29 protein-coding genes are annotated in these 25,690 nt (G+C 71.9%); 12 read left to right on the top strand and 17 right to left on the bottom strand.

Annotated elements, in window-relative coordinates; translation table 11 throughout:
- The first annotated feature begins 2 nt into the window (after positions 1–2).
- Both ACIHFD_RS32090 and ACIHFD_RS32085 read left to right on the top strand, forming a co-directional pair.
- On the top strand, positions 3–824 hold the full coding sequence (locus tag ACIHFD_RS32090) for a class I SAM-dependent methyltransferase (RefSeq protein ID WP_397370057.1): 822 nt from the start codon (positions 3–5) through the stop codon (positions 822–824).
- Between the two features lie 45 nt (positions 825–869).
- Positions 870–1,823 (top strand): NAD-dependent epimerase/dehydratase family protein, encoded by a 954-nt coding sequence (locus tag ACIHFD_RS32085; protein WP_397370056.1) that lies wholly within the window; start codon positions 870–872, stop codon positions 1,821–1,823.
- 10 nt (positions 1,824–1,833) lie between these two features.
- Here the strand turns inward: ACIHFD_RS32085 and ACIHFD_RS32080 are convergent, their stop codons facing one another.
- Positions 1,834–3,021 (bottom strand): glycosyltransferase, encoded by a 1,188-nt coding sequence (locus ACIHFD_RS32080; RefSeq protein WP_397370055.1) that lies wholly within the window; start codon positions 3,019–3,021, stop codon positions 1,834–1,836.
- Positions 3,018–4,253 (bottom strand): glycosyltransferase family 9 protein, encoded by a 1,236-nt coding sequence (locus ACIHFD_RS32075; RefSeq protein ID WP_397370054.1) that lies wholly within the window; start codon positions 4,251–4,253, stop codon positions 3,018–3,020. The genes ACIHFD_RS32080 and ACIHFD_RS32075 overlap by 4 nt, the downstream gene beginning before the upstream one ends.
- Before the next feature lie 168 nt (positions 4,254–4,421).
- Here ACIHFD_RS32075 and ACIHFD_RS32070 point away from each other — a divergent pair, with 168 nt between their 5' ends.
- Together ACIHFD_RS32070 and ACIHFD_RS32065 are read left to right on the top strand one after the other, a co-directional pair.
- Positions 4,422–5,012 carry an HAD-IIIA family hydrolase gene (locus ACIHFD_RS32070; RefSeq protein WP_350735325.1) on the top strand — a complete coding sequence of 197 codons (591 nt, stop codon included), beginning with the start codon at positions 4,422–4,424 and terminating at the stop codon, positions 5,010–5,012.
- Positions 5,013–5,058: 46 nt separating this feature from the next.
- Positions 5,059–5,301 (top strand): WhiB family transcriptional regulator, encoded by a 243-nt coding sequence (locus tag ACIHFD_RS32065; protein WP_350735323.1) that lies wholly within the window; start codon positions 5,059–5,061, stop codon positions 5,299–5,301.
- Between the two features lie 10 nt (positions 5,302–5,311).
- On the opposite strand, the gene def is transcribed toward ACIHFD_RS32065, so the two are convergent.
- Entirely contained in the window at positions 5,312–5,794 is a 483-nt protein-coding gene (gene def, locus ACIHFD_RS32060) for a peptide deformylase (protein ID WP_397370053.1), read from the bottom strand.
- A gap of 229 nt (positions 5,795–6,023) precedes the next feature.
- On the opposite strand from def, the gene ACIHFD_RS32055 reads away from it, so the two are divergent.
- Together ACIHFD_RS32055 and ACIHFD_RS32050 are read left to right on the top strand one after the other, a co-directional pair.
- Positions 6,024–7,190: a uroporphyrinogen-III synthase gene (locus tag ACIHFD_RS32055; RefSeq protein ID WP_397370052.1), complete on the top strand. Its 1,167-nt coding sequence runs from the start codon at positions 6,024–6,026 to the stop codon at positions 7,188–7,190.
- A complete protein-coding gene (locus tag ACIHFD_RS32050; protein WP_397370051.1) occupies positions 7,187–7,921 on the top strand; it encodes a sirohydrochlorin chelatase in 735 nt (244 codons plus the stop codon). The genes ACIHFD_RS32055 and ACIHFD_RS32050 overlap by 4 nt, the downstream gene beginning before the upstream one ends.
- A 54-nt stretch (positions 7,922–7,975) precedes the next feature.
- Here ACIHFD_RS32050 and mshC read toward each other — a convergent pair whose 3' ends face one another.
- The 5 genes from mshC to ACIHFD_RS32025 all read right to left on the bottom strand — a co-directional run bounded on the left by mshC (position 7,976) and on the right by ACIHFD_RS32025 (position 11,936).
- Positions 7,976–9,199: a cysteine--1-D-myo-inosityl 2-amino-2-deoxy-alpha-D-glucopyranoside ligase gene (gene mshC / locus ACIHFD_RS32045; RefSeq protein ID WP_397370050.1), complete on the bottom strand. Its 1,224-nt coding sequence runs from the start codon at positions 9,197–9,199 to the stop codon at positions 7,976–7,978.
- Positions 9,200–9,209: 10 nt separating this feature from the next.
- Positions 9,210–9,857: an NRDE family protein gene (locus ACIHFD_RS32040; RefSeq protein ID WP_355200808.1), complete on the bottom strand. Its 648-nt coding sequence runs from the start codon at positions 9,855–9,857 to the stop codon at positions 9,210–9,212.
- A 70-nt stretch (positions 9,858–9,927) separates the two neighbouring features.
- Positions 9,928–10,695: an SCO1664 family protein gene (locus ACIHFD_RS32035; protein ID WP_350735314.1), complete on the bottom strand. Its 768-nt coding sequence runs from the start codon at positions 10,693–10,695 to the stop codon at positions 9,928–9,930.
- Positions 10,692–11,240 carry a DUF3090 domain-containing protein gene (locus ACIHFD_RS32030; RefSeq protein WP_355200806.1) on the bottom strand — a complete coding sequence of 183 codons (549 nt, stop codon included), beginning with the start codon at positions 11,238–11,240 and terminating at the stop codon, positions 10,692–10,694. Before ACIHFD_RS32030 ends, ACIHFD_RS32035 begins: the two co-directional genes overlap by 4 nt.
- A gap of 9 nt (positions 11,241–11,249) precedes the next feature.
- On the bottom strand, positions 11,250–11,936 hold the full coding sequence (locus tag ACIHFD_RS32025; RefSeq protein ID WP_363969807.1) for a histidine phosphatase family protein: 687 nt from the start codon (positions 11,934–11,936) through the stop codon (positions 11,250–11,252).
- Positions 11,937–12,060: 124 nt separating this feature from the next.
- On the opposite strand from ACIHFD_RS32025, the gene ACIHFD_RS32020 reads away from it, so the two are divergent.
- Positions 12,061–13,008, top strand: coding sequence for an aldo/keto reductase (locus ACIHFD_RS32020; RefSeq protein ID WP_350735310.1), 948 nt, complete (start codon positions 12,061–12,063; stop codon positions 13,006–13,008).
- Positions 13,009–13,144: 136 nt separating this feature from the next.
- Positions 13,145–13,975, top strand: coding sequence for a hypothetical protein (locus ACIHFD_RS32015; RefSeq protein ID WP_397370048.1), 831 nt, complete (start codon positions 13,145–13,147; stop codon positions 13,973–13,975).
- A gap of 124 nt (positions 13,976–14,099) precedes the next feature.
- Here ACIHFD_RS32015 and fabI read toward each other — a convergent pair whose 3' ends face one another.
- Entirely contained in the window at positions 14,100–14,864 is a 765-nt protein-coding gene (gene fabI / locus ACIHFD_RS32010) for an enoyl-ACP reductase FabI (RefSeq protein WP_397370046.1), read from the bottom strand.
- Position 14,865: 1 nt separating this feature from the next.
- Positions 14,866–15,561 (bottom strand): beta-ketoacyl-ACP reductase, encoded by a 696-nt coding sequence (locus ACIHFD_RS32005; RefSeq protein WP_350735304.1) that lies wholly within the window; start codon positions 15,559–15,561, stop codon positions 14,866–14,868.
- A gap of 77 nt (positions 15,562–15,638) precedes the next feature.
- On the opposite strand from ACIHFD_RS32005, the gene ACIHFD_RS32000 reads away from it, so the two are divergent.
- Positions 15,639–17,135, top strand: coding sequence for a TldD/PmbA family protein (locus ACIHFD_RS32000; protein WP_397370045.1), 1,497 nt, complete (start codon positions 15,639–15,641; stop codon positions 17,133–17,135).
- On the top strand, positions 17,132–18,502 hold the full coding sequence (locus tag ACIHFD_RS31995; protein WP_397370044.1) for a metallopeptidase TldD-related protein: 1,371 nt from the start codon (positions 17,132–17,134) through the stop codon (positions 18,500–18,502). Before ACIHFD_RS32000 ends, ACIHFD_RS31995 begins: the two co-directional genes overlap by 4 nt.
- Positions 18,503–18,529: 27 nt before the next feature.
- Here the strand turns inward: ACIHFD_RS31995 and ACIHFD_RS31990 are convergent, their stop codons facing one another.
- Together ACIHFD_RS31990 and ACIHFD_RS31985 are read right to left on the bottom strand one after the other, a co-directional pair.
- Complete coding sequence (locus ACIHFD_RS31990) at positions 18,530–19,087, bottom strand: hypothetical protein (RefSeq protein WP_397370043.1); 558 nt, start codon at positions 19,085–19,087, stop codon at positions 18,530–18,532.
- 123 nt (positions 19,088–19,210) lie between these two features.
- Positions 19,211–19,423 (bottom strand): dodecin, encoded by a 213-nt coding sequence (locus ACIHFD_RS31985; RefSeq protein WP_350735297.1) that lies wholly within the window; start codon positions 19,421–19,423, stop codon positions 19,211–19,213.
- Positions 19,424–19,522: 99 nt separating this feature from the next.
- On the opposite strand from ACIHFD_RS31985, the gene ACIHFD_RS31980 reads away from it, so the two are divergent.
- Positions 19,523–19,837: a DUF3099 domain-containing protein gene (locus ACIHFD_RS31980; protein WP_350735295.1), complete on the top strand. Its 315-nt coding sequence runs from the start codon at positions 19,523–19,525 to the stop codon at positions 19,835–19,837.
- A gap of 303 nt (positions 19,838–20,140) precedes the next feature.
- On the opposite strand, the gene ACIHFD_RS31975 is transcribed toward ACIHFD_RS31980, so the two are convergent.
- The 3 genes from ACIHFD_RS31975 to ACIHFD_RS31965 form a co-directional block, all read right to left on the bottom strand.
- Entirely contained in the window at positions 20,141–21,289 is a 1,149-nt protein-coding gene (locus tag ACIHFD_RS31975) for an NTP transferase domain-containing protein (RefSeq protein ID WP_397370042.1), read from the bottom strand.
- A gap of 4 nt (positions 21,290–21,293) precedes the next feature.
- Positions 21,294–22,283 (bottom strand): GTP 3',8-cyclase MoaA, encoded by a 990-nt coding sequence (gene moaA, locus ACIHFD_RS31970; RefSeq protein ID WP_397370041.1) that lies wholly within the window; start codon positions 22,281–22,283, stop codon positions 21,294–21,296.
- Positions 22,284–22,449: 166 nt separating this feature from the next.
- On the bottom strand, positions 22,450–22,818 hold the full coding sequence (locus tag ACIHFD_RS31965; RefSeq protein WP_350735291.1) for a helix-turn-helix domain-containing protein: 369 nt from the start codon (positions 22,816–22,818) through the stop codon (positions 22,450–22,452).
- 107 nt (positions 22,819–22,925) lie between these two features.
- On the opposite strand from ACIHFD_RS31965, the gene ACIHFD_RS31960 reads away from it, so the two are divergent.
- Positions 22,926–23,588: an NAD(P)-dependent oxidoreductase gene (locus ACIHFD_RS31960; protein WP_397370040.1), complete on the top strand. Its 663-nt coding sequence runs from the start codon at positions 22,926–22,928 to the stop codon at positions 23,586–23,588.
- Between the two features lie 213 nt (positions 23,589–23,801).
- On the opposite strand, the gene ACIHFD_RS31955 is transcribed toward ACIHFD_RS31960, so the two are convergent.
- Entirely contained in the window at positions 23,802–24,290 is a 489-nt protein-coding gene (locus ACIHFD_RS31955; protein WP_397370039.1) for a hypothetical protein, read from the bottom strand.
- Between the two features lie 152 nt (positions 24,291–24,442).
- Positions 24,443–25,633, bottom strand: a complete 1,191-nt coding sequence (locus ACIHFD_RS31950; protein ID WP_397370038.1) for a hypothetical protein — start codon at positions 25,631–25,633, stop codon at positions 24,443–24,445.
- Between the last annotated feature and the right edge of the window lie 57 nt (positions 25,634–25,690).

Raw genomic sequence — 25,690 nt, 5'->3', positions numbered from 1 at the left:
CGATGACGACCCCCGTTCCCGCTCTGACCCCACTCCAGGACACCCTGTGGCTGACGCTGTGCGGCCGGGCGCTCGACAACCGCCAGCCCCGCCCCGTCCTGGGCGACCGGATGGCCGACGAGATCGTCCGCAAGGTCGGCTACGACTACGGCAAGCTCCACATCCCCTCCTCCAGCGCCCTCTACATCGCACACCGGGCCAGGAAGCTGGACGAGATCGCCCAGCGCTTCCTCGCCCGCCACCCCGACGCGATCGGCCTCGATCTGGGGGCCGGCCTCGACAGCCGGGCGCTGCGCATCGCCCCGCCGCCCACCGCCGAATGGCACGACGTCGACTTCCCCGAGGTCCTCGCCGCCCGGCGGCGGCTGCTGCCGGATGAAGCCAGACCCCATGACCTCGCCGCGGACGTCACCGACCCCGCGTGGCTGGACGGCCTGCCCTCCGACCGGCCGGCGGTGATCGTCGCCGACGGGCTGATCGCGTTCCTCTCCCTGGAGGAGATGATCGCGCTGGTGAACCGCCTCATCGGCCACTTCCCCACCGGCGAGATCGCCTTCAACGGCTACAGCAAATTCGCCGTGTGGGCCCAGAAGCGGTTCGCCGTCGGCAAGAACATCATCGACGTCTCCAAGTTCCCCGGCCTCGACGACCCAAGGGAGCCCGAACGCTGGCACCCGAAGCTGAAGCTGGTCAAGGAGGTCCTGATGACGCGGGAGCCCGAGGTGGCCGGGTTCCCGGCGTGGCTGCGGCTGATGAACCGCCTGACCGCGCCCAGCGCGGTGTTGTCGCGGAAGGGGAACGTGGTTCTCCACTACCGCTTCTAGGGTTAGACTGATTGTCAGTCGCACTGACGATCTGGAGAGCTGACCATGATTTTGATCACCGGCGGGCTGGGCTTCATCGGCACGCACACCACCCAGGCCCTGCTCGACCTCGGCGAATCCTGCGTGCTCGTCCAGCGCAGGCCCGCCGTGCTGCCCGAGAGGTTCGCGGACGCGCCCGTCGTCGTCGAGCAGGCCGACCTCACCGACGAGGCGGCCCTCCTGGCCGTCGGCGAGCGGCACAAGATCACCGGCATCGTGCACCTCGCCGGCTCCATCCCGTGGCCGCCCGGCGCGTACCAGCCCCTGGAGGGCGCGGACAAGTCCATCCGGAGCCTCTTGAACGTGTTCCGCGCCGCGAGCGAGTGGCAGGTGACGCGGCTCGGCCTGGCCAGCACGATCGGCGTGTACGGCGGCGTCACCGGCGAGGGCGCGCTCAAGGAGGACCTCCCCCTGCCGATGACGTCACCCCACCCGATCCCGGCGTTCAAGAAGATCGGCGAGCTGCTCGGCGACCATCTGGCCGGGGCCATGGGCCTCGACGTGGTCCACTACCGCATCGGCGCCATCTGGGGGCCGCTCGGCCACCCCCAGTCGCCGTTCTTCGCCGCTCCCCAGCTCGTGCACGCCGCCGCGCGCGGCACCGAGCCCGACCTGTCCACGCTGCGCGCCGGCGCGTACATGGAGGACGGCATCGACCTGTGCTACGCGAAGGACTGCGGCCGCGCCCTCGCGCTGCTCCAGCTCGCGGACCGGCTGGCGCACCGCACGTACAACGTGGCCTCCGGGAGGGCGACGACCAACGGCGAGGTCGCCGCGGCGATCAGGAAGCTCGTCCCCGACGCCCGCGTCGACCTCCCGGAGGGCCGCGACCCCGCCGCGCAGAACACCTGGCTCGACATCACCCGCCTGCGCGAGGACACGGGATACGAGCCCGCCTACGACCCCGAGCGGGCGGTCGCCGACTACCTGGCCTGGCTGCGCGCAGGGAACGAGCGTTAGGCGCGGGCGCTCAGCCTCCGAGCGCGGCCAGGCGGCCGACCGTGCCGTTGACGGCCTGCGTGTACACGGCCTCGGTCAGCTCGGCGACGCGCGCCCAGCCGTACCTGTCGCGGGCCCTGCGAGCCCCGGCGGCGGCGAGCGCCGCCCGCTTGCCCGGGTGGTCGAGGACGTCGCTCAGCGCCCTGGCCAGGGCGCGCGGGCGGCGCGGCGGCACCAGGACGCCGCAGCCGGCGACCGTGTCCAGGTGTCCCCCGACCGCCGAGGCCACGACGGGCACGCCGCAGGCCATCGCCTCGATCGCCACCATGCCGAACGGCTCGTACCACGGCACCGTCACCAGGACGTCGGCCGAGCGCATGAGGGCCGGCACGTGCTCGCGGGGCACGCTGCCGATCACGTGGACCCGGCGTTCGAGCCCGTACGCCCGCGCCAGCTCGTACAGCCTGACCGCCTCCTCGTCGTCCCGGCGGCCGCCCGCGATCACCAGGTCGGCGTCCGGGATCCGGCGCAGCGCCCTGATCACGGTGTCCACGCCCTTGCGCGGCACCAGCCTGCCGACGCTGAGGATCAGCTTGCCGCCCGTGCGCGGCGCCACCGGCCCGCCGGGGCGGAACACCGACAGGTCCACCCCGCACGGCACGACCGCGATGCGCCGTTCGGGGACGCCCATCGCGCGCAGTTCGGCCACCTCGTCGCCGCAGGTGGCCAGCACGGCGTCGGCGCGCCTGCCGATGGCGCGCTCGGTGTCGATCCGGTGGGCGGGGCTGGTGTCGGCGTCGCCCTGCCAGCGCCGCTTGACGGTGCCGAGCGCGTGGAACGTCTGCACCACCGGCACCCGGCCGGCCGCCCGCAGCGCCGCCTGCCCGCTCATCCAGAAGTGGGCGTGGACGACGTCCGGGGGGCTCGCGGCCCAGCGGTCGGCCAGGCGCTCGGTGAACTCGGCCAGGTACGGGGGCAGCTCGTCCTTGGGGACGGGGACCGGCGGCCCGGCCGTGACGTACTCGACCGTGACGCCCGGTGCCATGGTCACCGACCCGGGCTGCCGCCCGGACGAGCGCCGGGTGTGGACGACGACCGTGTGCCCGCGCCCGGCCAGCGCGCGGGCCAGTTCGGCGACGTGGACGTTCTGGCCGCCGGAGTCGACGTCGCCGACCTGCGCCAGCGGGTCCGCGTGCTCGGAGATGAGATCGACTTTCACTGCGTCAGCTCCCTCACTGCCTTGACCACCTGCTCGCTTGTCACGTGGGACAGGCACGGGTGCCCGGGCACCGGGCAGGCGCGCGCCCCGCTTGCGCGGCAGGGCGCCTCCTGGTCTCCGAGCAGCACCGTGGGCACCCCGTACGGGGCCCACCGCGCCGCGGGGACGACGGGGGCGAACAGGCTCACGGCCGGCGTCCCGACCGCCGCCGCCAGGTGCGCGGGGCCGGTGTTGCCGGCCACGAGCACCCCGGCGCCGTCGATGACGGCGGCGAGTTCGGCGAACGTGGTCACGCCTCCGAGATCGACGGCGACGCCGCCGGCCACGTAGGCGGTGAGGTCACGTTCGTTGCCGGTCACGACGACCCGGTGTCCGTCCTGCGCCAGCTCCCGTACGGTCCGCCGATGCCGTTCGGCCGGCCAGGTCCGAGCGGGGGCCGATGCCCCTGGGTGCACCACGACGTACGTGCCTTTGCCGGCATCGGCGCCGGCATCCAGCAGTTGCCCCAAATTTCCGCCTATATCCGGCAATGGCCGCTGAACAGCGAGTTTGCCGTCATCGCCCGTCGGCAACTCGAACCCGGCCGCCCTGGCGACCGCCAGCATCCGCTCCGCCTCGGGCACGTCGACGCTCTCGTCCACGACGTGCCGGACGTCCAGGAGCGAGCCGGGGTAGTCGTCGCTGATGGCGGTGATCCTGGGGACGCCGGCCAGCCTGAGCAGCAGGGCCAGCGGGAGCGCCGACTGGTGGAGCGAGGTGAGGATCACCGCCTCGTCGACGCCCGCGAGCCGGCCGACCAGGTCGGCCGCCTGTCCCTTGGTGACGGGCGGCGGGGTGTGGTCGATCCACGGGGCCCGCCATTCGATCACCCGGTCCACGCCGGGCAGCAGCTCGGCCGCCGGCCTGCCGTCCGGGCCGGCCAGGAAGACCAGCTCGCGGGCCAGCGTGCGCACGGCCCTGACGGCGGGCCCGGCCAGCAGCACGGCGCCGGCGCCGTCCAGCCGCGCCACCAGCACCCGGCCCCGGTCGCCCGGGCCCCGGCCGTCAACCCGGTGGCTCACGGCGCGCACGGCCCGTCTCCTGGCCGACGCGCGCGGGACCGTTCTCATCCTCCGGCGCGGGGCCGGGTCGCACAGCACCGCTCCCGGCATGCGACCGTTCATCGCCGCCTGCGCGCGCGGGCACCAGGCGGCCGGCTCGTGGAAGATCGCGTCGATGCCGAGAAACCTCATCGTTCCCCCTCAGAGGACGGGAACCGCTACCGAGAGGAGCGATGCCCAAACCTTCCCCACGCCCATGAGATGCGCAAACAGGAGAAACGGCCTGGACTTGGTCACGCTAAGTAGTTGTTTGCCTGGTTGGGCCCCGGGTAGCTGGCGGGCACGCGACGGAGGTGGAAGGTGTTCGAAAAGCGACGTCCCGGCGCGGTACTCTTCGACCGGGACGGGACCTTGATCAGGGACGTGCCGTACAACGGCGACCCGGACCTCGTCGAGCCCATGCCGGGCGCGGTGGAGGCGGTGGCCAGGCTCAGACGGGCCGAGGTGCCGGTGGCCGTGGTCACCAACCAGTCCGGCGTGGCCAAGGGTCTGTTGTCCCCGGACGACATGGATCAGGTGAACGCCCGGGTGGAGGAGCTGCTGGGGCCGTTCGACGCGTGGGCGATCTGCGTGCACGACGACGCCGACGGCTGCACCTGCCGCAAACCGGCCCCCGGGCTCGTGATCAGAGCCGCCGCCGTGCTCGACGTCAGCCCCCGCGACTGCGTGGTCGTGGGGGACATCGGCAGGGACATGGAGGCCGCCAGGGCCGCCGGGGCCAGGGGCATCCTGGTCCCCACCCCGCAGACGTGCCAGGAGGAGATCCTGCAGGCCGCCGAGGTCGCGGACGATCTGATCGACGTCGTCGACCTGGTGCTCAGCGACGCGGAGGCGCCGGTGCCGGCCATCAGCGCGCCGTGGGCCCGCGCTCTAGGTTGGAGCCGCTGGTGAGCCGGCGGAGGTATGAGAGCAGGTCGGCTGGGTAGACGCGAGCAACATGATGATGCTCGACTGGACCCGCAGGGCCGCCTGCCTCGAACTGGACCCGGAACTGTTCTTCCCGATCTCTCTGGAAGGGCCGAGCCAGTCGCAGGCCGAACGGGCCAAGCATGTGTGCGCCGGCTGCCCCGTACGTGAGCCGTGCCTGGAGTACGCGCTGACCACGCGGCAGGCGTACGGCGTGTGGGGTGGCACCGACCCGCAGCAGCGCAGGGAGCTCGCCCTGCGCTCGGTCGCCTGACGAACGCCCCTCAGCCGGGAAGGGCCGCCGCCAGGAAGCGCTCCCGCTCGGCCGCCTCCAGGTGGTCGCTGAACAGCACGCCGTCGAGATGGTCGACCTCGTGCTGCAGCACCCTGGCCAGCACCCCCAGCGCGCGGACCGTCACAGGCTTGCCCATCATGTCGCGGCCACGCGCTGTGACCATGTAGGAACGTTCCAGTGGCCACCACAGCCCCGGCGCCGACAGGCACGCCTCGTCGGCCGTGACCCGCCGCTCCGACAGCTCCAGGCGGGGGTTGACCAGATGGCCCGACTTGCCGTCGTAGGAGTAGACCACCACCCGTACCGGCTCGCCCACCTGCGGCGCCGCCAGGCCCGCGCGGCCGGCGCCGGCGCGCATCGTGGCGGTCAGCGACTTGACCAGGCGCCGCAGCTCCCGGTCGAAGTCTTGCACCGGCTCCGCGACCGAACGCAGCACCGGATCGTCGAACGTGCGAATAGGCCGGACCGTCACCCGCAACTCCCCGATAGGCCACGTCGTCACCGTCAACGTTTCCCGTGACCGCGCCTCGCCAACCCCTGAGGACCCGGCTTGTAGCACAGCGGTAACAGAGGAGACCCGTGGGTGAAACCACCCGAAAGCAGTATCGGAGGGTGATCTCACTTGCGTCACACGTGCCTGTGATGCCTGGCCGGGTGCTCGGGGCCCGGCCAGGCATCTTCGACTACCTGGAGGTGCCGGCATGAGCGTGCTTGCCCTTGAGGGCGGATCTTCCCCGGAGACGGCCCCCGACGCCCTGTCGGGCTTCACGGTCGGCGTGACCGCGACGAGGCGGCGCGAGGAGTTCGGCGCGCTGCTGGAGCGGCGCGGCGCCCGCGTGGTCAGCGCCCCCGCGATCCGGCTGGTCCCGCTGGCCGAGGACGCCGACCTGCTCGCCGCGACCCGGCTCAGCCTGGCGGAGCCGCTCGACGACGTGGTGGTCACCACCGGCGTCGGCTTCCGCGGGTGGATGGCCGCCGCCGAGGGCTGGGGCCTGTCGTCCGACCTGGGCGAGCACCTGGCCAACGCGCGGCTGCTGACCCGCGGCCCCAAGGCCCGGGGCGCGGTGCGCGCCGCCGGCCTCAACGACCACTGGACGCCCGCCACCGAATCGTGCGGGGAGGTCAAGCAGTACCTGCTCGCCCAGGACCTGCACGGGCGGCGCATCGCGGTGCAGCAGCACGGCGAGCCGCTCGTCGACTTCGTGGCGGACCTGCGCCGGGCGGGGGCCGAGGTGATCGAGATCCCGGTCTACCGGTGGCTGCCGTACCGCGACATCTCGCCGCTGCGCCGCCTCATCAGCCAGACCATCTCCGGCTCGGTGGACGCGGTGGCCTTCACCAGCGCGCCCGCCGTACACGCGATGCTGGGCGCGGCCCGCGCCGAAGGGCTGGAGGAGTCGCTGCTGTCGGCGTTCAGCGGGACGGTCGTGGCCGCCTGCGTCGGGCCCGTCACCGCCGAGCCGCTGACCTCGCGCGGCGTGCCGACGCTGCAGCCCGAACGCTCGCGCCTCGGTGCGCTGGCCCGCGCCCTGGCCCGGCACCTGCCCGAGCACGGGGTGACCCGGCTCGTGGCGGGCGAGCACCGGCTGGAGATCCGCGGCCACGCGGTGGTGGTGGACGGCGAGCTGCGCCCGCTGCCCCCGGCCCCGATGGCGGTGCTCAAGCGCCTGGCCGACAAGCCGGGCCACGTGGTGTCCCGCGCCGACCTGCGTACCGTGCTGCCCGGCAGCGTCGCCCGCGACTCGGCCGAGCACGCGGTGGAGATGGCGATCACGCGGCTGCGGCGGGCGCTCGGGCCGAGCGGGATCGTGGAGACGGTGGTCAAGCGCGGCTACCGGCTCGCCTGCCAGTACGAGGCGGGGCTGTGACCGAACGTACGGCCACGCTCGTCCTGGCCGCGCACGGCACGCGGAGCGCCGCCGGGGAGTCGACCCTGTCGGCCCTGGCGGAGGCGGTCAGGAGGGCCCGTCCCGGGCACCGGGTCGAGCTGAGCTACCTCGAGATCAGCTCGCCTCTGCTGTCCGACGTGCTGCCCGCCGTCCGCGGACCCGTGGTCGTCGTCCCGCTGCTGCTGGCGGGCGGCTACCACGCCCACATCGACCTGCCGGAGGTCATCGCCTCCCGCCGCCCCGACGCCGTGGTCGCCGGCTGGCTGGGGCCGCACCGGCTGCTGACCTCCGCGCTGGCCCGCAAGCTGGCGCGCGCCGGCCTGCGCGCCACGGACGCGGTCCTGCTCGGGGCCGCGGGCTCCTCCGACCCGTCGGCCCTCGCCGACGTCCGCGCCGCCGCCCACCGGCTCGCCGTACGCCTGGCGCGGCCGGTCACGGCCGCCTTCGCCTCGTCCGGCTCGCCGTCCCTGGGGGAGGCCATGGAACGGCTCGCCTCGACCCCGGCCGCCCGGGTGGCCATCGCCTCGTACGTGCTCGCGCCCGGCCACTTCCATGACCGGCTGGCCTCGGCGGGAGCGGGGCTGGTGAGCGACCCGCTCGGCCCGGACCCGGACGTGGCGGCGCTCATCTGGCACCGCTACGACACCGCCCTCACCAGGCGCCACGCGCTCCCCCGGCATTCACCCGGCCTGCACCGGGCGTCCCTCTAGCGGAGGTGCGACGCCCCGCCGAGCGCCGTTCGACCCGGCGCTCGCGGGACGGTGTCAGAGGGCGATGCCCAGGAGGGCGTCGGCGAGGTCGCGGACCAGAGCGGGGGCGGTGGCGTCGGGGCCGCCCTGGGCGAGGGCCTCGTCGGCCCAGGCGTCGACGGCGGCCAGGGCGCCCGGCGAGTCGAGGTCGTCGGCCATCCGGGCGCGCACCGTGGCCAGCAGTTCGTCGGCGCGCGGCCCCGACGGCAGCGCGACCGCCTCCCGCCACCGCGCCAGCCGCCGCTCGGCGTCGGCCATCAGGGACGGAACGTACTCCCAGTCCGCGCGGTAGTGGTGGGCCAGCAGCACCAGCCGGACCGCCATCGGGTCGTGGGCCACCCGCAGCCTGGACACGAACACCAGGTTGCCCTTGGACTTGGACATCTTCTCGCCGTCCAGCGCCACCATGCCCGCGTGCGTGTAGAACTTGGCGAACGGCCACTCGCCGGTGAGGGCGTGCCCCTCGGAGGCGCCGCACTCGTGGTGCGGGAAGATCAGATCCGAGCCGCCGCCCGCCACGTCGTAGCCGCCCCCCAGGCTGTCCAGGGCGATCGCCGTGCACTCGATGTGCCATCCGGGCCGACCCCGGCCCAGCGGGGAGTCCCAGGCGGGCTCTCCGGGCCGCTCGGCCCGCCACAGCAGCCAGTCGAGAGGGTGGCGCTTGCCCGCCCTGTCGGGGTCGCCTCCGCGTTCGGCGAACAGGGCCAGCATCTCCGTCTCGTCGTAGCCGGACACCTGGCCGAACTTGGGGGCGTCGGCCACGCTGAAGTAGACGTCGCCGTCCAGGCCGTACGTGACACCCTTGACGGACAGCTTGGAGATCAGCTCGGCCACCCGGCCGACGACCTCGGTGACGCCCACGTACTCGCGGGGCGGCAGGATCCGCAGCGCCTCCATGTCGCCGCGGAACAGCTCGATCTCCCGCTCGGCCAGCTCACGCCAGTCGACACCGGTCTGCTCGGCCCGCTCCAGCAGCGGGTCGTCCACGTCGGTCGCGTTCTGGGTGTAGTGGACCTCGTGGCCCGCGTCCCGCCACATCCGGCCGACGAGATCGAAGGCGTGGTAGGTGTTGGCGTGGCCGAGGTGGGTGGCGTCGTAGGGGGTGATGCCGCAGACGTACATCCTGGCGGTCGGCCCCGGATCGGTCTGCCTCACCTGCTTGGCCGAGGTGTCATAGAGACTCAGCGGAATGCTCTCACCTGGGAGCTTTGGAACGTTCTGGGCAGCCCACGATCTCATGTGTTTGAGCCTATCTGTCCCGATCAGCGGTCAGGTCAGTGAACTGGTACGTCACGTCCTCCGCCGAGAGTGAGACCTCCATCACCGACAGGGAGGCGAAGACGCGCCCGCCGGGGAGTTCGTGCCGGACGATGAGCGCGCCGGGGTCGGCGGACGGCTCCGCCTTGATGAGCTCGCTCCAGGCCTCGCTCTCGAACCTGGGCAGGTACACGACGACCCGTTCGCTCGCCGGGTCCAGGCCCGTGTTCACGATCATGCTGACGCCGTCGGGCAGGTCGGTGGTGGTCAGCCGGTCGCCGTCCCAGCTGAACATGCGGATCCGCGCCAGGTCGGCGAGCACCAGGTGAAAGGGGTCGTAGCGGGTCAGGTCGGGGCCGGGCGGCTCGCCGGTGGACACGGCCCGCAGCGCCAGGTCGCCGCGCGAGAGCCGGTCCGACTCCGGCGCGTGCCGGCCGCGCCCGTTGAGCAGCGCGGCGGCGCGGCGGGCCGCCGGGTTGACGGCCAGCCAGGTGCCGCCGGCCTTGAGGTCGCGCCCGCCGACCACGCCCGGATGCTCCGGCCAGTGCTCGCCCGGCGCCTCCCACGGGCGGTCGGTGAACTCGTCTCTGACGCCCATGAGGGTGAGCGTCCGCCCGGGTTTCACGATCAGCGTGCACATGGGGCAAAGGGTAATAAACGGGCTTCGGCCGCCGCCGGGAGGGGCGGGCCCTGACGGGCCCGGGAACGCTTTAGATCGGGGGCCAGGGGATGGCGGGCCAGCCTTCGGAGGGGTACGGGTGCACGCCGGTGTCCAGCAGCCGCCTGACCCGCTGCCAGGTGGCCTCGACCTCCTCCAGGCTCAGCAGCTCGCGCAGCCTGCGCCCGAGGGCGCCGGACTCGATGTCGCGCTCCAGTTTGGCCAGCACGGCCACCGCCTCGCGGGCGAGGGGCTTGCCGCGCCACTGCCACAGCACGGTGCGCAGCTTGTCCTCGACGGAGAAGCAGACCCCGTGGTCGACCCCGTAGACGTGCCCCGTGGGCAGCGGCAGCAGGTGGCCGCCCTTGCGGTCGGCGTTGTTGACGATCGCGTCGAACACCGCCATCCGGCGCACCAGCGGATTTCGGCTCTTGACCAGCCGCTGGAGGTCGATCTCGCGCTCGGTGTCGATCCACAGCTGGACCATGCCGGGGCCGAAGGGGCCGTCGCGGTAGACGGTGGGCGGCACGATGTTCCAGCTGGTCGCCTGCGACACCTCGAACGCGGCCACCTCCCGGGCGGCCAGCGTGCCGTCGGGGAAGTCCCACAGCGGGCGCTCGCCGCGTACCGGCTTGTAGACGCAGGCGGCCGAGCGGGAGCCCAGCTTGACCGAGCAGTAGAGCGTCATGTTGGTGGCCTCGACGAGGCGGCCGGCCACCTCCAGCCGGCCGTCGCGCAGCAGCGCGAGGGCCTCGTCCTCCTGCATGGACGGCGGCTGCCGGGACGGCTTGACTGCCGGTTCGCTCTCCGGAGCGGTCATGAAGCCGCCTCACCCCCGCGATATCCGTTGAGGCGCACGCAGACGTGCCCGGAAGCGTCGAGCGGCTGCCCGCACAGCGGGCACGGTGGCCGGCCCGCGGAGACGATCTCGAGGGCCCGCTGGGTGAAGGCGCGAGCGGCTCCCGCGCTGATGCGCACCCGCAGCACCGCGGGGTCGGCGGCCTCGACGTCTTCCTCGTCGACGACCTCCTGCGCCTCGATCACCACTTGCGACCTCTCCGCGTCCCAGGCCAGCGCCATGGTGCCCACCCGGAAGTCCTCGGCGACGGGCACCTCGAGCGGCGCGTCGTCGGCCAGGTCGGCCGGGGCCAGCGCCGGGACGTGCGCGGTGCCCCCGCTCAGGCGCAGCACCTCGTCCAGCAGCTCGTCCAGCCTGCCCGCGAGGGCGGCGACCTGCAACTTCTCCAGCGCCACCGTGGTCAGTCTGCCCTCGGCCCTGGCCTGCAGAAAAAAGGCGCGCGCGCCCGGCTGCCCCAGGGCACCGGCGACGAACCTCTCTGGTGGGTCGTAGTCGAAGACCGGCATACGCTGACCTTACGTGGTTCCGGGTCCGCCGCCGACGGCGGCATCGCTCCCGGTGATGTTTTCTCCCCCGTCTTTCTCCTCCGAATCCTCGGGGAGCCGCAATTCCCCCATATCGTTGAGCTTGAGAACAAAGGGGCGCAGGGGGGCATAGCGAATGATGGTCAGGGCCGCAGGATCGGCTGTTATCCGCTGAAAGTGATCGAGGTGCAGGCCCAGAGCGTCGGCGACGATCGATTTGATCACGTCGCCGTGGCTGCAAACCAGGTAGACAGCCTTCTCCCCCAGGCGTTGATTCCACTCCCGGACCGCCGCGACGGCCCGGTGTTGCATACCGGCCAGGGACTCCCCTTCCGGAAATGTCACGGCACTGGGATGCGCCTGCACCACCTGCCACAGCGGCTCCTGGGCGAGCTCCTTCAGCGGGCGGCCGGTCCAGCCGCCGTAGCCGCACTCGATGAACCGGTCGTCGATCAGCACGTCCATCCCGCGCCCGTCGGCGACCGCGTGGGCCGTCTCCCGGCAGCGTTCGAGAGGGCTGGAGACGACGGCGTCCAGCCTGACGCCCGCGACGCGGGCGGCCAGCGCCTCGGCCTGCGCCCGGCCGGCCTCGCTCAGATGCACCCCCGGCGTACGCCCGGCCAGCACCGGGCCGGTGAGGTCCGTCAGCCCGTGGCGGGCCAAAAGCAGCGTGGTCACCCGGCAAGTGTCTCAGGCGTGGATCACAACATTTCACCGTGGGCCGCCGCCGCCGCGCCAACCGCGAACAACAGTGGTGCGTCAGCCCGATGAGCAGGTTTCTTGTTGGTAACCTGGCGGGATCATGCAGCAGCGCTATGTCGGCCACAGTGGCCTGTCGGTGTCCCGGCTGGGGCTCGGCACGATGACGTGGGGGCGTGACACCGACGCCGACGAGGCGGCCGCCCAGCTCCGGACGTTCCTGGACGCGGGTGGCAATCTCGTCGACACGGCCGACGTCTACACCGGTGGCGACTCGGAGCGGCTGCTGGGCCGGATGCTGCGCGACTCGGTGCCGCGTTCGGAGCTGGTGATCTCCACCAAGGCCGTGGTGACGCCGACCGGCCGCCGGCCGCGCGACGCCTCCAGGCGCCACCTGATCGCCGCGGTCGACGACTCGCTCAACCGGCTCGGGCTCGACTACGTCGACCTGTGGCAGCTGCACACGTACGACGCCGAGGTGCCGATGGAGGAGACCCTGGCCGCGCTCGACGCGATCGTCTCCTCCGGACGCGCCGTCTACGCGGGCGTGTGCGACTACACCGGCTGGCAACTGGCCGTCGCGGCGGTCACCCAGAAGATGATCCCCGGCCGCATCCCGATCACCTCGGCGCAGGCCGAATACTCGCTGCTGGCCCGCGAGCCCGAGCGCGAGCTGCTGCCCGCCGCCGCCGAGCTGGGCGTGGGCGTGCTGGCCTGGTCGCCGCTGGGCCGCGGGGTGCTGACCGGGAAATACCGCACCGGCATCCCGGCCGACTCCCGGGCCGCCACCCCGCACTTCGCCGACTTCGTCCGGCCGTATCTGGATGAGCGCAGCCGCAGCGTCGTCGAGTCGGTCATGACCGCCGCCGACGGGCTCGGCGTCTCACCGCTGGCGGTCGCCCTGTCCTGGGTCCGCGATCAGCCGGGGGTCGCCTCGGCCATCGTCGGAGCCCGTACGCACGCGCAGCTCACGGGGGCCCTGACGGCCGAGGACGTGGTGCTGCCCATAGAGATCCGAGATGCCCTCGATGACGTGTCGTCACTCGACTGACCCCTCGCCCCAGGAACGAGAGACCCCCTCGCGTATCACTACTCGATACCGAATCGCAACTTTACCTGCCAAACGCCTGCGTCTCATGTCCGATGTCCATAAAGATTTCCCCCGGAAGCGACGCAGGAGGGGACGGATGGGGAGCAGGGCCGCGATCTCGGCTGGAGTTCTCGCGGTGGCGCTGGCGGCCGTCCCAGGGGCCGCGACAGCCGCGGCGGCCGACGCGCAGGACTGTACGCGCGACGGGGGCCTGCTCTCAGGGGTGACCAACACACTGTGCGACGTGGTGAACACGCTCACCGGCACGGTCGACACCCTGACCGGCGGGACCACCAAAAAGGTGACGGACGGCGTGAACGACACCACCGACGAGGTGCTCGGCCGGGTCGGAGAGGTGGCGCCGACCACCAAGGCCACGCCTGACACCAGGTCCTCGGCGTCGCCCTCCACCTCCGCGACGGGGCAGGGGGACGACCCTCAGGACAGCGCCTGCCGGCCGGGGCAGGCCTGCGTGGGCGAGGAGGACATGCAGAAGCTCTCCCCCTCGCCCGTCCCCTCTCCCTCGCGTACGTCGCGGCCCCGCGAATGGGGCGTGGAATCCCTGCCCAGCAAGAGGCCCACGGCGCCGGATCAGCGCCCGCAGACCGTGGACACGGGGCGGCCGGTGATCGAGAAGGAGACGAAGGTCGACACGGACGAGCCGCGGGTGGACCTGCTGTGGCCCAATCCGTTCGCTCATGAGCTGACCCTGCCGATGCAGGACAAGCGGGTGGTACGGCCCAGCCCGCCCGCCTCGGACGTGCTGGGGACGGCGCTGACGATCGCGCTGCTGGGGTCGGCGGTGCTGGCCACGCGGATCGTCCAGCAGCGGCGCCAGCGCACGGAGCCGGTGGAGTCGATCCCCTTCGAACCGGCGCGCGCCGGCAGCGGCCCCGGCGCCGGCAACGGCCGTCACCGCGTGGCCTGAGCGGCCGCGCACCCAAGAGCGGGCCCCGGCTCGCGCACCCAAGAGCGGGCCCGCGCCTGGTGGAACCCCCGCGCATCGAAAGCGGGGCCCCGCGACCCGCGCGAGACCCCGCAACAGCCTCGGATCAGGTGCCGACGGCGTGGACGCCGCCGTCCACGTGGACGATGTCGCCGGTCGTCGCCGGGAACCAGTCCGACATGAGCGCCACGCACGCCTTGGCCGCCGGAATCGTGTCCGACAGGTCCCAGCCCAGCGGGGCCTTCGCCGGCCAGCTGTCCTCGAACTCCTTGAAGCCCGGGATCGACTTGGCCGCCATGGTGCGCAGCGGACCGGCCGCCACCAGGTTGACGCGGATGTTGTGCGGCCCCAGGTCGCGGGCGAGATAGCGGCTGCACGACTCCAGACCCGCCTTGGCCACGCCCATCCAGTCGTAGACGGGCCACGCCTTCGTGGCGTCGAAGTCGAGGCCCACGACCGCCCCGCCCTCCTTCATGAGGGGCAGGCAGGCCACGGCGAGGGACTTGAACGAGTAGGTCGACACGTGCAGGGCCGTGGCGACGTCCTCCCACGTGGTGTTGAGGAAGTTGCCGCCCAACGCCGTCTGCGGGGCGAAGCCGATCGAGTGGACCACGCCGTCGAGGCCGTCCACGTGCTCGCCCACCCGCGCCGCGAGCGTGTCGAGCTGCTCGTTGTTCTGGACGTCGAGCTCCAGCACCGGCGCCGGCGCCGGCAGCCGCTTGGCGATGCGCTCGACCAGGCTCAGCCGGCCGAACCCGGTGAGCACCACCGTGGCGCCCTCCTCCTGGGCCAGCTTGGCCACCGAGAAGGCGATCGAGGCGTCGGTGAGCACGCCCGTCACGAGGATCCGCTTGCCTTCGAGAATTCCCACGTCAGTGCCCCATTCCGAGTCCGCCGTCGACCGGGATCACGGCCCCGGTGATGTAAGAGGCGTCGTCGCCGGCCAGGAAGCGTACGACGCGTGCCACCTCCTCGGGCGCCGCCTGGCGGCCGAGGGGGATGCGGGAGACGATCGCCTCCTGGTCGAGGTCGGCCGTCATGTCGGTGGCCACGAAGCCGGGCGCGACCACGTTGACCGTGATGTTGCGCGAGCCGTACTCGCGGGCCAGGGAGCGGGCGAAGCCGACCAGCCCGGCCTTGGAGGCGGCGTAGTTGGCCTGACCGGCCTGGCCGGACAGGCCGACCACCGAGGAGATGAGGACGATCCGGCCGCGCTTGAGCTTCATCATCGGGCGGATGGCCCGCTTGGCCACGCGGTAGGCGCCCGTCAGGTTGGCGTCGATGACGTCGGTGAAGGTGTCTTCCTTCATCATCGCCAGCAGCGTGTCCTTGGTGATGCCGGCGTTGGAGACGAGGACCTCGACCGGGCCCTGCTCCGCCTCGACCTTGTCGAACGCGGCCTCGACGTCGGCCATGCTGGTGACGTCGCAGCGCACGCCGAACAGGCCCTCGGGCGGCTCCCCCGATCGGTAGGTGACCGCGACGGCGTCGCCGGCCGCGGCGAGTTCACGGGCGATCGCGAGGCCTATGCCGCGATTGCCCCCGGTGACGAGTACAGAGCGTGCCATGGCACCAGACGCTATCTCCTACCGGCGGGTATGCGGTTGTCCGGGTGGCACAAGATCACAGGGTTAGGATCGTGGACATGCGCCAGATCGATCCCGACTTCCTGGAGCTGCCGCTGCGGCAGCTGGCGGACGCCGCCCTGCAACGCGCCCGCGAACTCGGCGCCGAGCACGCCGACTTCCGGCTCGAACGCGTCAGAGCCGAGACGCTCAGCCTTTATGACGCCCGGCTCGAAGGCGCCATGGACGCCGACGACCTCGGCTACGCCGTGCGTGTCGTCAAGGGCGGCACATGGGGGTTCGCGGCGGGCATCCACCTGACGCCGCAGGCCGCCGCGGCCGTGGCCGAGCAGGCCGTGCGGGTGGCGGAGGTGAGCGCCCCGATCAACCGCGAGCCCATCGAGCTGGCGCCCGAGCCGGTGCACGCCGAGGCCGTGTGGGTGTCAGAGTACGACGTCGACCCGTTCGAGGTCTCCTCGGCCGACAAGGTGAGCCTGCTGGCCGACTGGTCGGCCGGCCTGCTCAAGGGCGCCGACCACGTGTCGGCGCGGCTGCTGCAGGTCAAGGAGCAGAAGTTCTACGCCGACACGGCCGGCACGGTCACCACGCAGCAGCGGGTGCGGGTGCACCCGAAGCTCAACGCGATGAAGGCGCACGAGAGCGGCTTCGACGACATGTCGACGCTCGCGCCGCCGGTCGGGCGTGGCTACGAATACCTGACGGGCACGGGCTGGGACTGGCAGGGCGAGCTGGCCAGGCTGCCCGAGCTGCTGGCCGAGAAGCTGGCGGCGCCCTCCGTCGAGGCGGGCGACTACGACCTGGTCATCGACCCGTCCAACCTGTGGCTGACGATCCACGAGTCGATCGGCCACGCGACCGAGCTGGACCGGGCGCTCGGCTACGAGGCGGCCTACGCGGGCACCAGCTTCGCCACGTTCGACCAGCTGGGCGAGCTGGTCTACGGCTCGCCGCTGATGAACGTGACCGGCGACCGCACGGTCACGCACGGCCTGTCCACGATCGGCTACGACGACGAGGGCGTGCAGGGGCAGAGCTTCGACATCGTCAAGGACGGCATCCTGGTCGGCTACCAGCTCGACCGGCGGATGGCCCTGATGAAGGGGCTCGGGCGGTCCAACGGGTGCGCGTTCGCCGACTCGCCGGGGCACATGCCGATCCAGCGCATGGCCAACGTCTCGCTGGCGCCCGCGCCGGACGGGCCCTCCACCGACGAGCTGATCTCGGGCGTCGAGCGGGGCGTCTACATCGTCGGCGACAAGAGCTGGTCGATCGACATGCAGCGCTACAACTTCCAGTTCACCGGGCAGCGGGCGTACCGGATCTCCCACGGGAAGCTGGCCGGGCAGGTCAGGGACTTCGCCTACCAGGCGACCACGACGGACTTCTGGCAGTCGATGGAGGCCGTCGGCGGGCCTCAGACGTACGTGCTCGGGGGCGCCTTCAACTGCGGCAAGGGTCAGCCGGGCCAGGTCGCGCCGGTCAGCCACGGCTGCCCGTCGGCGCTGTTCAGGGGCGTGCGGATCCTCAACACCGTTCAGGAGGGTGGCAAAGCATGAGGCCGCAGGAGATGGTCGAGAAGGCTCTGGAGCTCTCGGCGAACGACGACTGCGTGGTGCTGGTGGACGAGGAGTCCACGGCCAACCTGCGGTTCGCCGGCAACACGCTCACCACGAACGGCGTCGCCCGCTCCGCCCGGCTGACCGTGATCTCGATCGCGGGGCAGAGCGTCGGGGTCGTGTCGCGGGCCGCCGTACGCGAGGATCAGCTCGCGGACGTGGTGGCAGCGGCCGACGCTGCCGCGCGGGAGGCCCAGCCCGCGGAGGACGCCCGCGCCCTCGTCGAGGGCGTGCCGCAGTCGCCGCACTGGGGCTCCGCCGTCGAGCCGACCGACATCGGGGTGTTCGAGGGGTTCGCGCCCGCGCTCGGCGACGCGTTCGCGGCGGCGGAGGCGGGCGGCAGGAAGCTGTACGGGTTCGCGGAGCACTCGCTGACCTCGACGTTCCTCGGCACCTCCGCGGGCCTGCGGCTGCGCCACGACCAGCCGACCGGGCGCCTGGAGCTCAACGCCAAGTCGGCCGACCTGAAGCGCTCGGCGTGGACGGGCGTGTCCACCGAGGACTTCACGGACGTGGACGTCGCGGCGCTCGACGCCTCGCTGACGCAGCGGCTGGAGTGGGCCAAGACCCGGGTCGACCTGCCGGCCGGGCGCTACGAGACGCTCCTGCCGCCGAGCGCGGTGGCCGACCTGATGATCTACCTGTTCTGGTCGGCGGGGGCCAGGGACGCGCTCGACGGGCGCTCGGTGTTCTCCAAGCCCGGCGGCGGCACGCGGGTGGGCGAGCGGCTGGGCACGCTGCCCGTCACGCTGTCGAGCGACCCGTCGGCGCCGGGCATCGCGTGCGCGCCGTTCGTCACGGCGCACGCCTCCAGCCGGGAGAGCTCGGTCTTCGACAACGGGCTCCCGCTGGGGCCGACCGGCTGGATCAAGGACGGGACCCTGGAGGCCCTGCTGCAGACCCGCTACTCGGCGGAGCTGAGCGGCCTGCCGGTGACGCCCGGGATCTCCAACCTGATCATGTCGGGCCCCGAGGGCGGCCGGTCCATGGAGGAGATGATCGCCTCCACGGAGCGCGGGCTCCTCGTCACCTGCCTGTGGTACATCCGTGAGGTCGACCCGCAGACGCTGCTGGTGACCGGGTTGACCCGGGACGGGGTCTACCTGGTCGAGCACGGGGAGGTCGTGGGCGAGGTGAACAACTTCCGCTTCAACGAGAGCCCGGTCGACCTGCTCGGGCGGTTGACGGAGGTGGGCGCCGCCGGGCGCACGCTGCCCCGGGAGTGGAACGACTACTTCCAGCGCACGATCATGCCGGCGGTGCGGGTGCCGGACTTCAACATGTCCACGGTCAGCCAGGCCAGCTGACCTTCCCGGGCGCGGCCCCCGCCGTGATCAGCGGGGGCCCAGGAGGGCGCCCAGGGCGTGGCTGAGAGCCTCGCCGAGGGTCTTGGTGCACGCCTCGTAGCCTTCGTACGGGCCGCCGTACGGGTCGTACACCTCGGGCGCCCGCCGCGCGTCGCGCCGTTCGGCGGCCGACTCGACGATCGCCCGCGCCCGTTCGGCCGTGTCCGAGCGATAACGGCGGTGCCCCGCCCCGGTCGCCAGTTCGGCGAACTCCGGCAGCGTGAACGTCCTGCGCTCCGCCTCGGGGGCGATCCCGACGGCCACGGCCCGGTGCCCGGCCTCCATCGTCAGCAGCAGATCGGCCGAGCTGACCAGGTCGTGGTCCAGCATCCGGGCACGGTGCGCCCGGCCGTCCAGGCCCAGCCGGTCGAGGGCCGTGATCGCGTGGGGGGCCATCGGCCGGCCGACCAGCGCGCGAACCCCCGCGCTCCCCGTCGCCACGGGCAGGTGCGCGGAGTTGAGCATCGCCTCGGCGATCACCTGCGCCATGGCGGAACGGCAGATGTTCGCCGTGCACACCAGCAGGATCCGGAACTCAACACTCACACCGGCCAATCTAACCTCTCGCCTCCGGCGAGGGGCGGGGGGACGGCTCTCCGATCCCCGGGGCCCGCACGGCCCCCTACGGCCGTCAGGGAGCCGTACGCGGCCCGTTGAGGTGTTTTCGAGTCAGGCGTCCTCGAGGCGGAAGCCCACCTTCATGCCGACCTGGAAGTGCGCGACCTCTCCCGCGTCGATGTACCCGCGGATCTCCGTCACCTCGAACCAGTCGAGGTGACGGAGCGTCTGCGAGGCCCGTCTGATGCCGTTGCGGATGGCCTCGTCGACGCTCTCCCCCGACGTTCCGACGATCTCGGTCACCCGGTACGTTCGATCCGTCATCTCCACATCCTCCTTACTCAAAGGCCATGATCGCATGACCCCTGTTCCCGCACCGGGGCGCTGTCGCACCCGGCCTGTTCCAGGTCTACGGTGGAAGATATGAAGGGGTGGCGCAGGAGACCAGACGTCCACCAGGTCACGGACGCCAAGCCGTCGCTGACGGACGACATCCGCAAGCGCGAGATCGGCTACCTCATCAAGATGGGCATCCGGACGATCTGCCTGATCCTGGCGGTCGTGGTGCCGGTGCCGTGGCCGTACCGGCTGCTGTTCATCGCCGCCGCAGTCTTTTTGCCATACATAGCCGTAATCGGGGCCAATGAGAGAGGGAAGGCTGCCCCTCCGCCTACCTTTGACACCCCTGAAGCTAACCAAACCGAGATACCGCTGCATCGACGCGAGATCGGGTCGTGACTAAGTCTTGACGCATCCCACGGGTTGTAGGTGTACGCTTTAGGCAAGCGCTCCGGTCCCCCGTCGGAGTGCTGGTGCCGGCGTTCCGGGCCCCCGTCGGAACGCCGATGACGCGACGCCGGGTGGTTTGCCCCCGTAACCACCCGGCGTCGCCCTTTCCCGGAAGTTTTTGATCAGTTGGCGACGCCGGCCGCAGTCGGATAGGGCCGCTTTCCCGAAACCGTTTGCACTCCCTCCCGCCTCGTTATTCACAGGAAATCTTCAGGCGGGAGGGCGGCTTGACTTCAAGAGTTCGTTCGAGTGTCAGCTGTCTGTCAGCGTCTCGGCTGTGGCCTGTCCCCAGTTCTTCGCCAATGTGATCAATTTCGCCGCCGCGTCGTCGGGGGCGGTCCCGGCGCCCTGGGCGAGGCCGAGCAGATACGCCGTCAGGGGCGCGGCCGGTCTCGCCACGCCGTGGGCGACCTCCTTGGTGAGATCGAGAATCAGGTCACGGTCCACGGTGGCCGGGTCGATGCCCAGCTCCTTGCAGGCCAGGACAGTCCATTCGTTGAGCACGTTCATACGAGCCTCCTCCAGGTCATCCATTGTGTCGCAGTCGAACCAGGGCCTTCCCGGCAACGCCAGCCGTACGGCCGTGAGGGGGCCGAGCAGGCCCTTGAGTGAGCGGCCCGGGTAGGCGGCCAGGGCCCGCTTGAGCCGCGCCGTCGGCCACACCCCGGCCAGCCACTGCTCCCGCCCGCCGTCATCCACCATCACCACCCCACCGACCGGCCCCTCCTCGGGGGCCGGTTCTCGGGCATCTGCAGACGCCGGCGCCACGGCACCTCCCGCCGCCGCCCCTGCGACGTCCTGAGACATCGGTCGCGCCGCCTGGCCGGGCATCGACGACCGCCCAGCACGCTCGGACGTTGCCCGTGCCGCGTTCCCGGGCACCGCCTCAAGGACGTTGCCGGGTGTCGGACCTGCGACGTCACCGGGCGCCGACCGCGCCGTCTCGCCAAGCGTCGGGTGTGCGGGGGTGGCGGGCGGCTGAGGTGCTGGGTCTCCGGCCGTGGTGGTCGGCGGGGCGGGGTCGGCTGTGGTGTTGGGCGGCTGGGTTGTGGCGGCGTTCAGGAGGGCCGTGACGTGGGGGGCGGTGATGAACGGCAGGTCGCCCGCGAGCAGGACCACCCATGGGGCGGTGACCCCGTTCAGTCCTGCCGCCAGAGCCGGGACGGGGCCGCTTCTCGGCGGGTCCTCTCGGACGAACACCACGCCGGGGATCGGGCGCTCGGGGCCGACGACGATCGTCGTGCGGGCGTCCGCGACGGCCGTCACCACGTGCTCGACCAGGGATCTGCCACCCACGGTGAGGCCGGGTTTGTCCGCCCCGCCGAGCCGGCGCGCCTCTCCCCCGGCCAGGATCACCGCGTCGAAGGCCGGCCGATCCGGGCTCTCGGCCGAGGGCGCCACGCCGTCAGCCGCCGATGGCGGACATGGGCCGGGCCGGCTGGAGGAAGGACGGGTCGTCGATGCCGTGGCCGGCGCGCTTGCGTGCCACGGCGGCGACCCAGCGTTCGGCCAGTTCCTCGTCGGAGGCCCCCTCGCGCATGCGCGTCTTCAGGTCGGACTCCTCCCTCGCGAACAGGCAGTTGCGTACCTGGCCGTCGGCGGTGAGCCGTACCCGATCACAGGACCCGCAGAACGGGCGCGTCACCGACCCGATCACCCCGACCCGGCCGGGACCCCCGTCCACGAGGAACCGCTCGGCCGGCGCGCTGCCGCGCTCCTCCAGATCGTCCACCGTGAGCTCGAACCCGCCCGACAACCGGTCGAGGATCTCGTCGGCGGTGACCATGCCCTCGCGGGTCCAGCCGTGCTGGGCGTCGAGGGGCATCTGCTCGATGAAGCGCAGCTCGTAGCCCCGGTCAAGGCACCACCGCAGCAGCGGTACGGCCTCGTGGTCGTTGAGGTCGCGCATGAGCACCGCGTTGACCTTGACGGGACGCAGGCCCGCGTGGTCGGCGGCGGCGAGACCGGCGATCACGTCGGCGTGCCGGTCCCGGTGGGCGAGCCGCTTGAACGTGTCGCGGTCGAGCGTGTCGAGCGAGACGTTGACCCGGTCCAGCCCGGCGGCGGCCAGCGGCTCGGCCAGCCGGGCCAGCCCGATGCCGTTGGTCGTCAGCGAGACCTGCGGCCTGGGGCTCAGGGCGGTGGTACGGGCGACGATGTCGACCAGCTCGCGCCTGATGAGCGGCTCGCCACCGGTGTAGCGGACTTCGGTGATGCCCAGGCGTTCGACGCCTATGGTCACGAGGCGGACGATCTCGTCGGCGGTGAGGAGCTGCGCGTTGGGGAGCCAGTCGAGGCCCTCGGGGGGCATGCAGTACGTGCAGCGCAGGTTGCATTTGTCCGTGAGGGACACCCGCAGATCCGTCGCCACCCGTCCGAACGAGTCTCGCAACATGGGGCGTCACCTCCTGTTCGTTCGCCAGAGGGCCAGACTACGACGCCTGTCCGGCGACGCTCAAAATCACTCCTTCACCGCACGACAACACTTTGCGCCCTAGATCGATTCCACACGAACAGCCCAGAACCGCGAGAAATGCCGCACGCGGCCGGTGTCAGCGGGGTCATCCCGCCGCCTCGTACCATGCCTCGCGGGCGTTCATCAGTTCGGCCAGGTGGTTTCTCGACCACTCGCAGCCGGCGTTCATGGGTTCGATGAGGCTGCGGCCGAGGTCGGTCAGCTCGTACTCGACGCGCGGCGGGATCTCGTCGTACGCGGTGCGGGTGAGGAAGCCGTCGCGCTCCATGGCGCGCAGGGACTCGGTGAGGACTTTCGGGGTGATGCCGCGCAGCGTGACCTGGAGTTCCTTGAAGCGGCGCGGGCCCGATTCCAGGCAGCGGATGAGCTTCGCGGTCCACTTGTCGCCGATGCGGATCGGCGCGACTACCGGAGGGCATCCGGTGAACATGTCCGGATCGAGTGGCTCGGCCATCCCGACATCGTAGGTAACTATCGTTGCGGAAAGCGATATCTCGCCCTTTACCGTCTCCGCTGAGTGGCCGGGGATGCCGGCCCAGGCAGAAAAGGGGTGTGGTGAAGGTGAGCAAGATCGTGGTGTTCGGTGCCGGTGGGCGGGCCGGAGTGCGGGTGGTCGCGGAGGCGGTCGGACGGGGGCACGAGGTGACGGCCGTCGTCCGGGATCCCGGGAAGTACGCGGGTGTGTGGGGTTCTTCCGGGGCGGGTTCGTCCGGGGCGCGGGTGCGGGTGGTGGCCGGGGACGTCACCGACCTTGCGGGCGTGGCGGAGGTCGCGGCGGGGCACGACGCGGCCGTTCAGGTGGCGGCCCGGCTGGACATGTCGTCGGAGGAGTTCTACACGGCGGCGGCCCGGGCGCTGGTCGGCGGGCTGGGGCAGGCCGGGGTGTCCCGGCTGGTGGCGGTCGGGATCGGGAGCCTGCTGGAGGTCTCGCCGGGGGTGCGCCTCGTGGACACGCCGGACTTCCCGGCCGAGGCGCGGGCGTTCTCGCTGGGGCATGCGGCGGAGTTGGAGGTGTTCGAGAAGTCGGGGCTCGACTGGGTGGTGCTCGCGCCGCCGCCCGTGCTCCTCGATGAGTCGGCGTCCCGGACCGGGCGTTATCGGATCGGGGGCGGGGAGGTGCCGGCGTTGGAGCCCGTGTTCTCGTTCGCCGATCTGGGGGTGGCGGTGGTGGACGAGGTCGAGCGGCCCCGGCACCACCGCGTCCAGGTTGCCGTGTCGTACTAGCCTCCGCCGGGTTGTCGTGCTTCCGGGACGTCTTCGCCGCGCCGCCGCTTCCGGACCGCGCGGGTGGCAGGGCGTCCTGGGGCAGCCCGGGCGATGGAGCGTCCTGGGGACGTGAGGTCTTGCGGCGGGGAGTGTGGGGCGGGTGGGAGGTTGGGGGAAGGGGTGGGAAATGGGAAACGCCCGGCCTGGAAAGGCCGGGCGTTTCGGGGTGGATCAGCGGCGGCCGACGACCTTGACCCAGTCCTTGCCCTCCGCCGGGGAGAGCGAACGGGAGCCCTCGAAGACCGCGCGCCACGTACCCGACTCACGGGCCGGAACCCGCGTCGAGAAGTAGCCCTTGCCGCTGGTCCTGATGGTGTCCACGTACTCCCAGCGGCCGCTGCCGTCAGGCTGGAAGAGGATCACGATCCGCTTCCAGGCCAGACGGTGCCAGCGCTCCGAGTCCTTGCAGTAGTCGGCCTTGTGCACCGACACGAAGCCACTGATGTAGTCCTCGTCGCACTGCACGGAGAGCTTGCCCTCGAGAGTGATGGGCCGGCCCCGCCATGCGGGCTCGGGGTTCGCGTCGAACTGCAGGCTCGTGTAGCCCGCGACATCCGGGTCCAGGCCCGGGTCCGGGTCCGCGAGCGCGGGCGAGGCGGCGGTCGCCACCATCGTCGCGCCCAGGGCGGCAGCCGCCAGGCCGGCGGCTAGACGTCGCATCTTCAAAATGGAATTCCTTCCCCGTCTCGGACACGGCCCCAAGTCGGGGCCATGTCAACGCCAATGACGCGTAAGGGTAAGGAAAAGTTGTAGTAAAGCTGATCACAATTCCGCAACAGCGGTTTAAGGCCGTGCTATAGGCATCTTTTCGGCTATTGCGTAATTTGTCGGGACTTGGAGGCGTCTGAGGCGTAGTGTCCCGTTCCGGGATAGCGGACGCGCCAGAGGCCACCCGAGCGGCCCGCGACCGTCGCCTCGAAGGTCCCGGAGGCGTCCGTCGTCGTCTGCCCGATTCGCTCCCAGGCCGAGGACTCGTCGCCGCGCCACAGGATCTCCAGCCCCTGCCTGGCGAACGGGCCGTAGTCGGTGTAGCCGCGCGGGTCCACCCGCCTGAGCGAGCCGCGCAGGCGTACCAGGTCGGAGCCCTCCAGCTTGTCGGCCCGGACCGACGAGAGCTTCGTGTCCCGCCTGAACTGGAACGACGCGTACTCGGTGACCGTCGTCCCGCCCGCTCCCCTGGCGGTGGCGGTGATCGTCCAGGTGCCGGTCGGGTAGTAGCGGTTCAGCTGCTTGTCAGGGAGGAAGCGCCAGGTCTCCCAGCCGTTCGCCATGCGGGCCGGCGGGCCGGATCCCGGTCCCGCGGTGCGCCAGGTCAGCTGCGGAGGGGTGCCCTCCAGAGCGTCCTCGGCCAGTTGCGGTGGTTGCGCCGCCGGAGCGACAGCGGGCGCCTGAACGGGAGCGGGTGCGGGGGCCTGAACGAGTGCAGGGGGCTGAACGGGTGCGGGCGCCGGGGCGGGTGCCACGGGCCGGACACCCGGTCGGGGCTGGTTCGGTAGTGCGGGCCGGACGCCCGGCCGGGGCTGGTTCGGCAGTGCGGGCCGGACGCCCGGTCGGGGCTGGTTCGGTAGTGCAGGCCGGGCCACCGGTGCCGGACGGGGCGCCGTGCCCGGTGCCGGACGGGCCACCGGTGCGGGCCGGGGCGCGGTGCCCGGCGCGGTGCCCGGTGCGGGGCGGGTGCCGACGGAGCCGCTGGTGGGGGCGGGGCCGGAGCCCACCGAGCCGGTGTCGGGGGCGGGCGCCGGAGCCGGAGCCGGGATCGGTAGCTTTTCGGTCAGTACGGGGCCAGGTGGGGCGCCGGGTTCGACTTTGACGGTGACGCCGCCCTGGCCGCGCACGCCTTTGGCGACGACGTCGACCACCAGGCGTACGGAGTCGTTCGCCCCCACGATGGGTTCGGCCGGACGGACGGTGATCGCGCGGATGACGGGCTCGGTCGCGACCGGGGGGGCGGGCACGGTGAGCGGCCCGGCCGCGAGCGAGACGAGAAGAAGGCTTCTGGTCATGATCGAGACGGTAGGAACCGCCCGGTAATGGCCAGGACCTCGACACACGCCACGAAT

Source organism: Nonomuraea sp. NPDC051941 (assembly GCF_044593615.1).
Note: the sequence above shows the minus strand (reverse complement) of the source record. Positions and strands in the feature narration are given on the sequence as shown.

Bases quoted from the DNA above. Each gene is read 5' to 3' on its own strand.
- ACIHFD_RS32090 (WP_397370057.1), top strand. From the start codon at position 3: ATGACGACCCCCGTTCCCGCTCTGACCCCACTCCAGGACACCCTGTGG.
- ACIHFD_RS32085 (WP_397370056.1), top strand. From the start codon at position 870: ATGATTTTGATCACCGGCGGGCTGGGCTTCATCGGCACGCACACCACC.
- ACIHFD_RS32075 (WP_397370054.1), bottom strand. From the start codon at position 4,253: ATGAGGTTTCTCGGCATCGACGCGATCTTCCACGAGCCGGCCGCCTGG.
- ACIHFD_RS32065 (WP_350735323.1), top strand. From the start codon at position 5,059: ATGATGATGCTCGACTGGACCCGCAGGGCCGCCTGCCTCGAACTGGAC.
- ACIHFD_RS32055 (WP_397370052.1), top strand. From the start codon at position 6,024: ATGAGCGTGCTTGCCCTTGAGGGCGGATCTTCCCCGGAGACGGCCCCC.
- mshC (WP_397370050.1), bottom strand. From the start codon at position 9,199: ATGAGATCGTGGGCTGCCCAGAACGTTCCAAAGCTCCCAGGTGAGAGC.
- ACIHFD_RS32040 (WP_355200808.1), bottom strand. From the start codon at position 9,857: ATGTGCACGCTGATCGTGAAACCCGGGCGGACGCTCACCCTCATGGGC.
- ACIHFD_RS32035 (WP_350735314.1), bottom strand. From the start codon at position 10,695: ATGACCGCTCCGGAGAGCGAACCGGCAGTCAAGCCGTCCCGGCAGCCG.
- ACIHFD_RS32030 (WP_355200806.1), bottom strand. From the start codon at position 11,240: ATGCCGGTCTTCGACTACGACCCACCAGAGAGGTTCGTCGCCGGTGCC.
- ACIHFD_RS32020 (WP_350735310.1), top strand. From the start codon at position 12,061: ATGCAGCAGCGCTATGTCGGCCACAGTGGCCTGTCGGTGTCCCGGCTG.
- ACIHFD_RS32015 (WP_397370048.1), top strand. From the start codon at position 13,145: ATGGGGAGCAGGGCCGCGATCTCGGCTGGAGTTCTCGCGGTGGCGCTG.
- ACIHFD_RS32005 (WP_350735304.1), bottom strand. From the start codon at position 15,561: ATGGCACGCTCTGTACTCGTCACCGGGGGCAATCGCGGCATAGGCCTC.
- ACIHFD_RS32000 (WP_397370045.1), top strand. From the start codon at position 15,639: ATGCGCCAGATCGATCCCGACTTCCTGGAGCTGCCGCTGCGGCAGCTG.
- ACIHFD_RS31995 (WP_397370044.1), top strand. From the start codon at position 17,132: ATGAGGCCGCAGGAGATGGTCGAGAAGGCTCTGGAGCTCTCGGCGAAC.
- ACIHFD_RS31985 (WP_350735297.1), bottom strand. From the start codon at position 19,423: ATGACGGATCGAACGTACCGGGTGACCGAGATCGTCGGAACGTCGGGG.
- ACIHFD_RS31980 (WP_350735295.1), top strand. From the start codon at position 19,523: ATGAAGGGGTGGCGCAGGAGACCAGACGTCCACCAGGTCACGGACGCC.
- moaA (WP_397370041.1), bottom strand. From the start codon at position 22,283: ATGTTGCGAGACTCGTTCGGACGGGTGGCGACGGATCTGCGGGTGTCC.
- ACIHFD_RS31965 (WP_350735291.1), bottom strand. From the start codon at position 22,818: ATGGCCGAGCCACTCGATCCGGACATGTTCACCGGATGCCCTCCGGTA.
- ACIHFD_RS31955 (WP_397370039.1), bottom strand. From the start codon at position 24,290: ATGCGACGTCTAGCCGCCGGCCTGGCGGCTGCCGCCCTGGGCGCGACG.
- ACIHFD_RS31950 (WP_397370038.1), bottom strand. From the start codon at position 25,633: ATGACCAGAAGCCTTCTTCTCGTCTCGCTCGCGGCCGGGCCGCTCACC.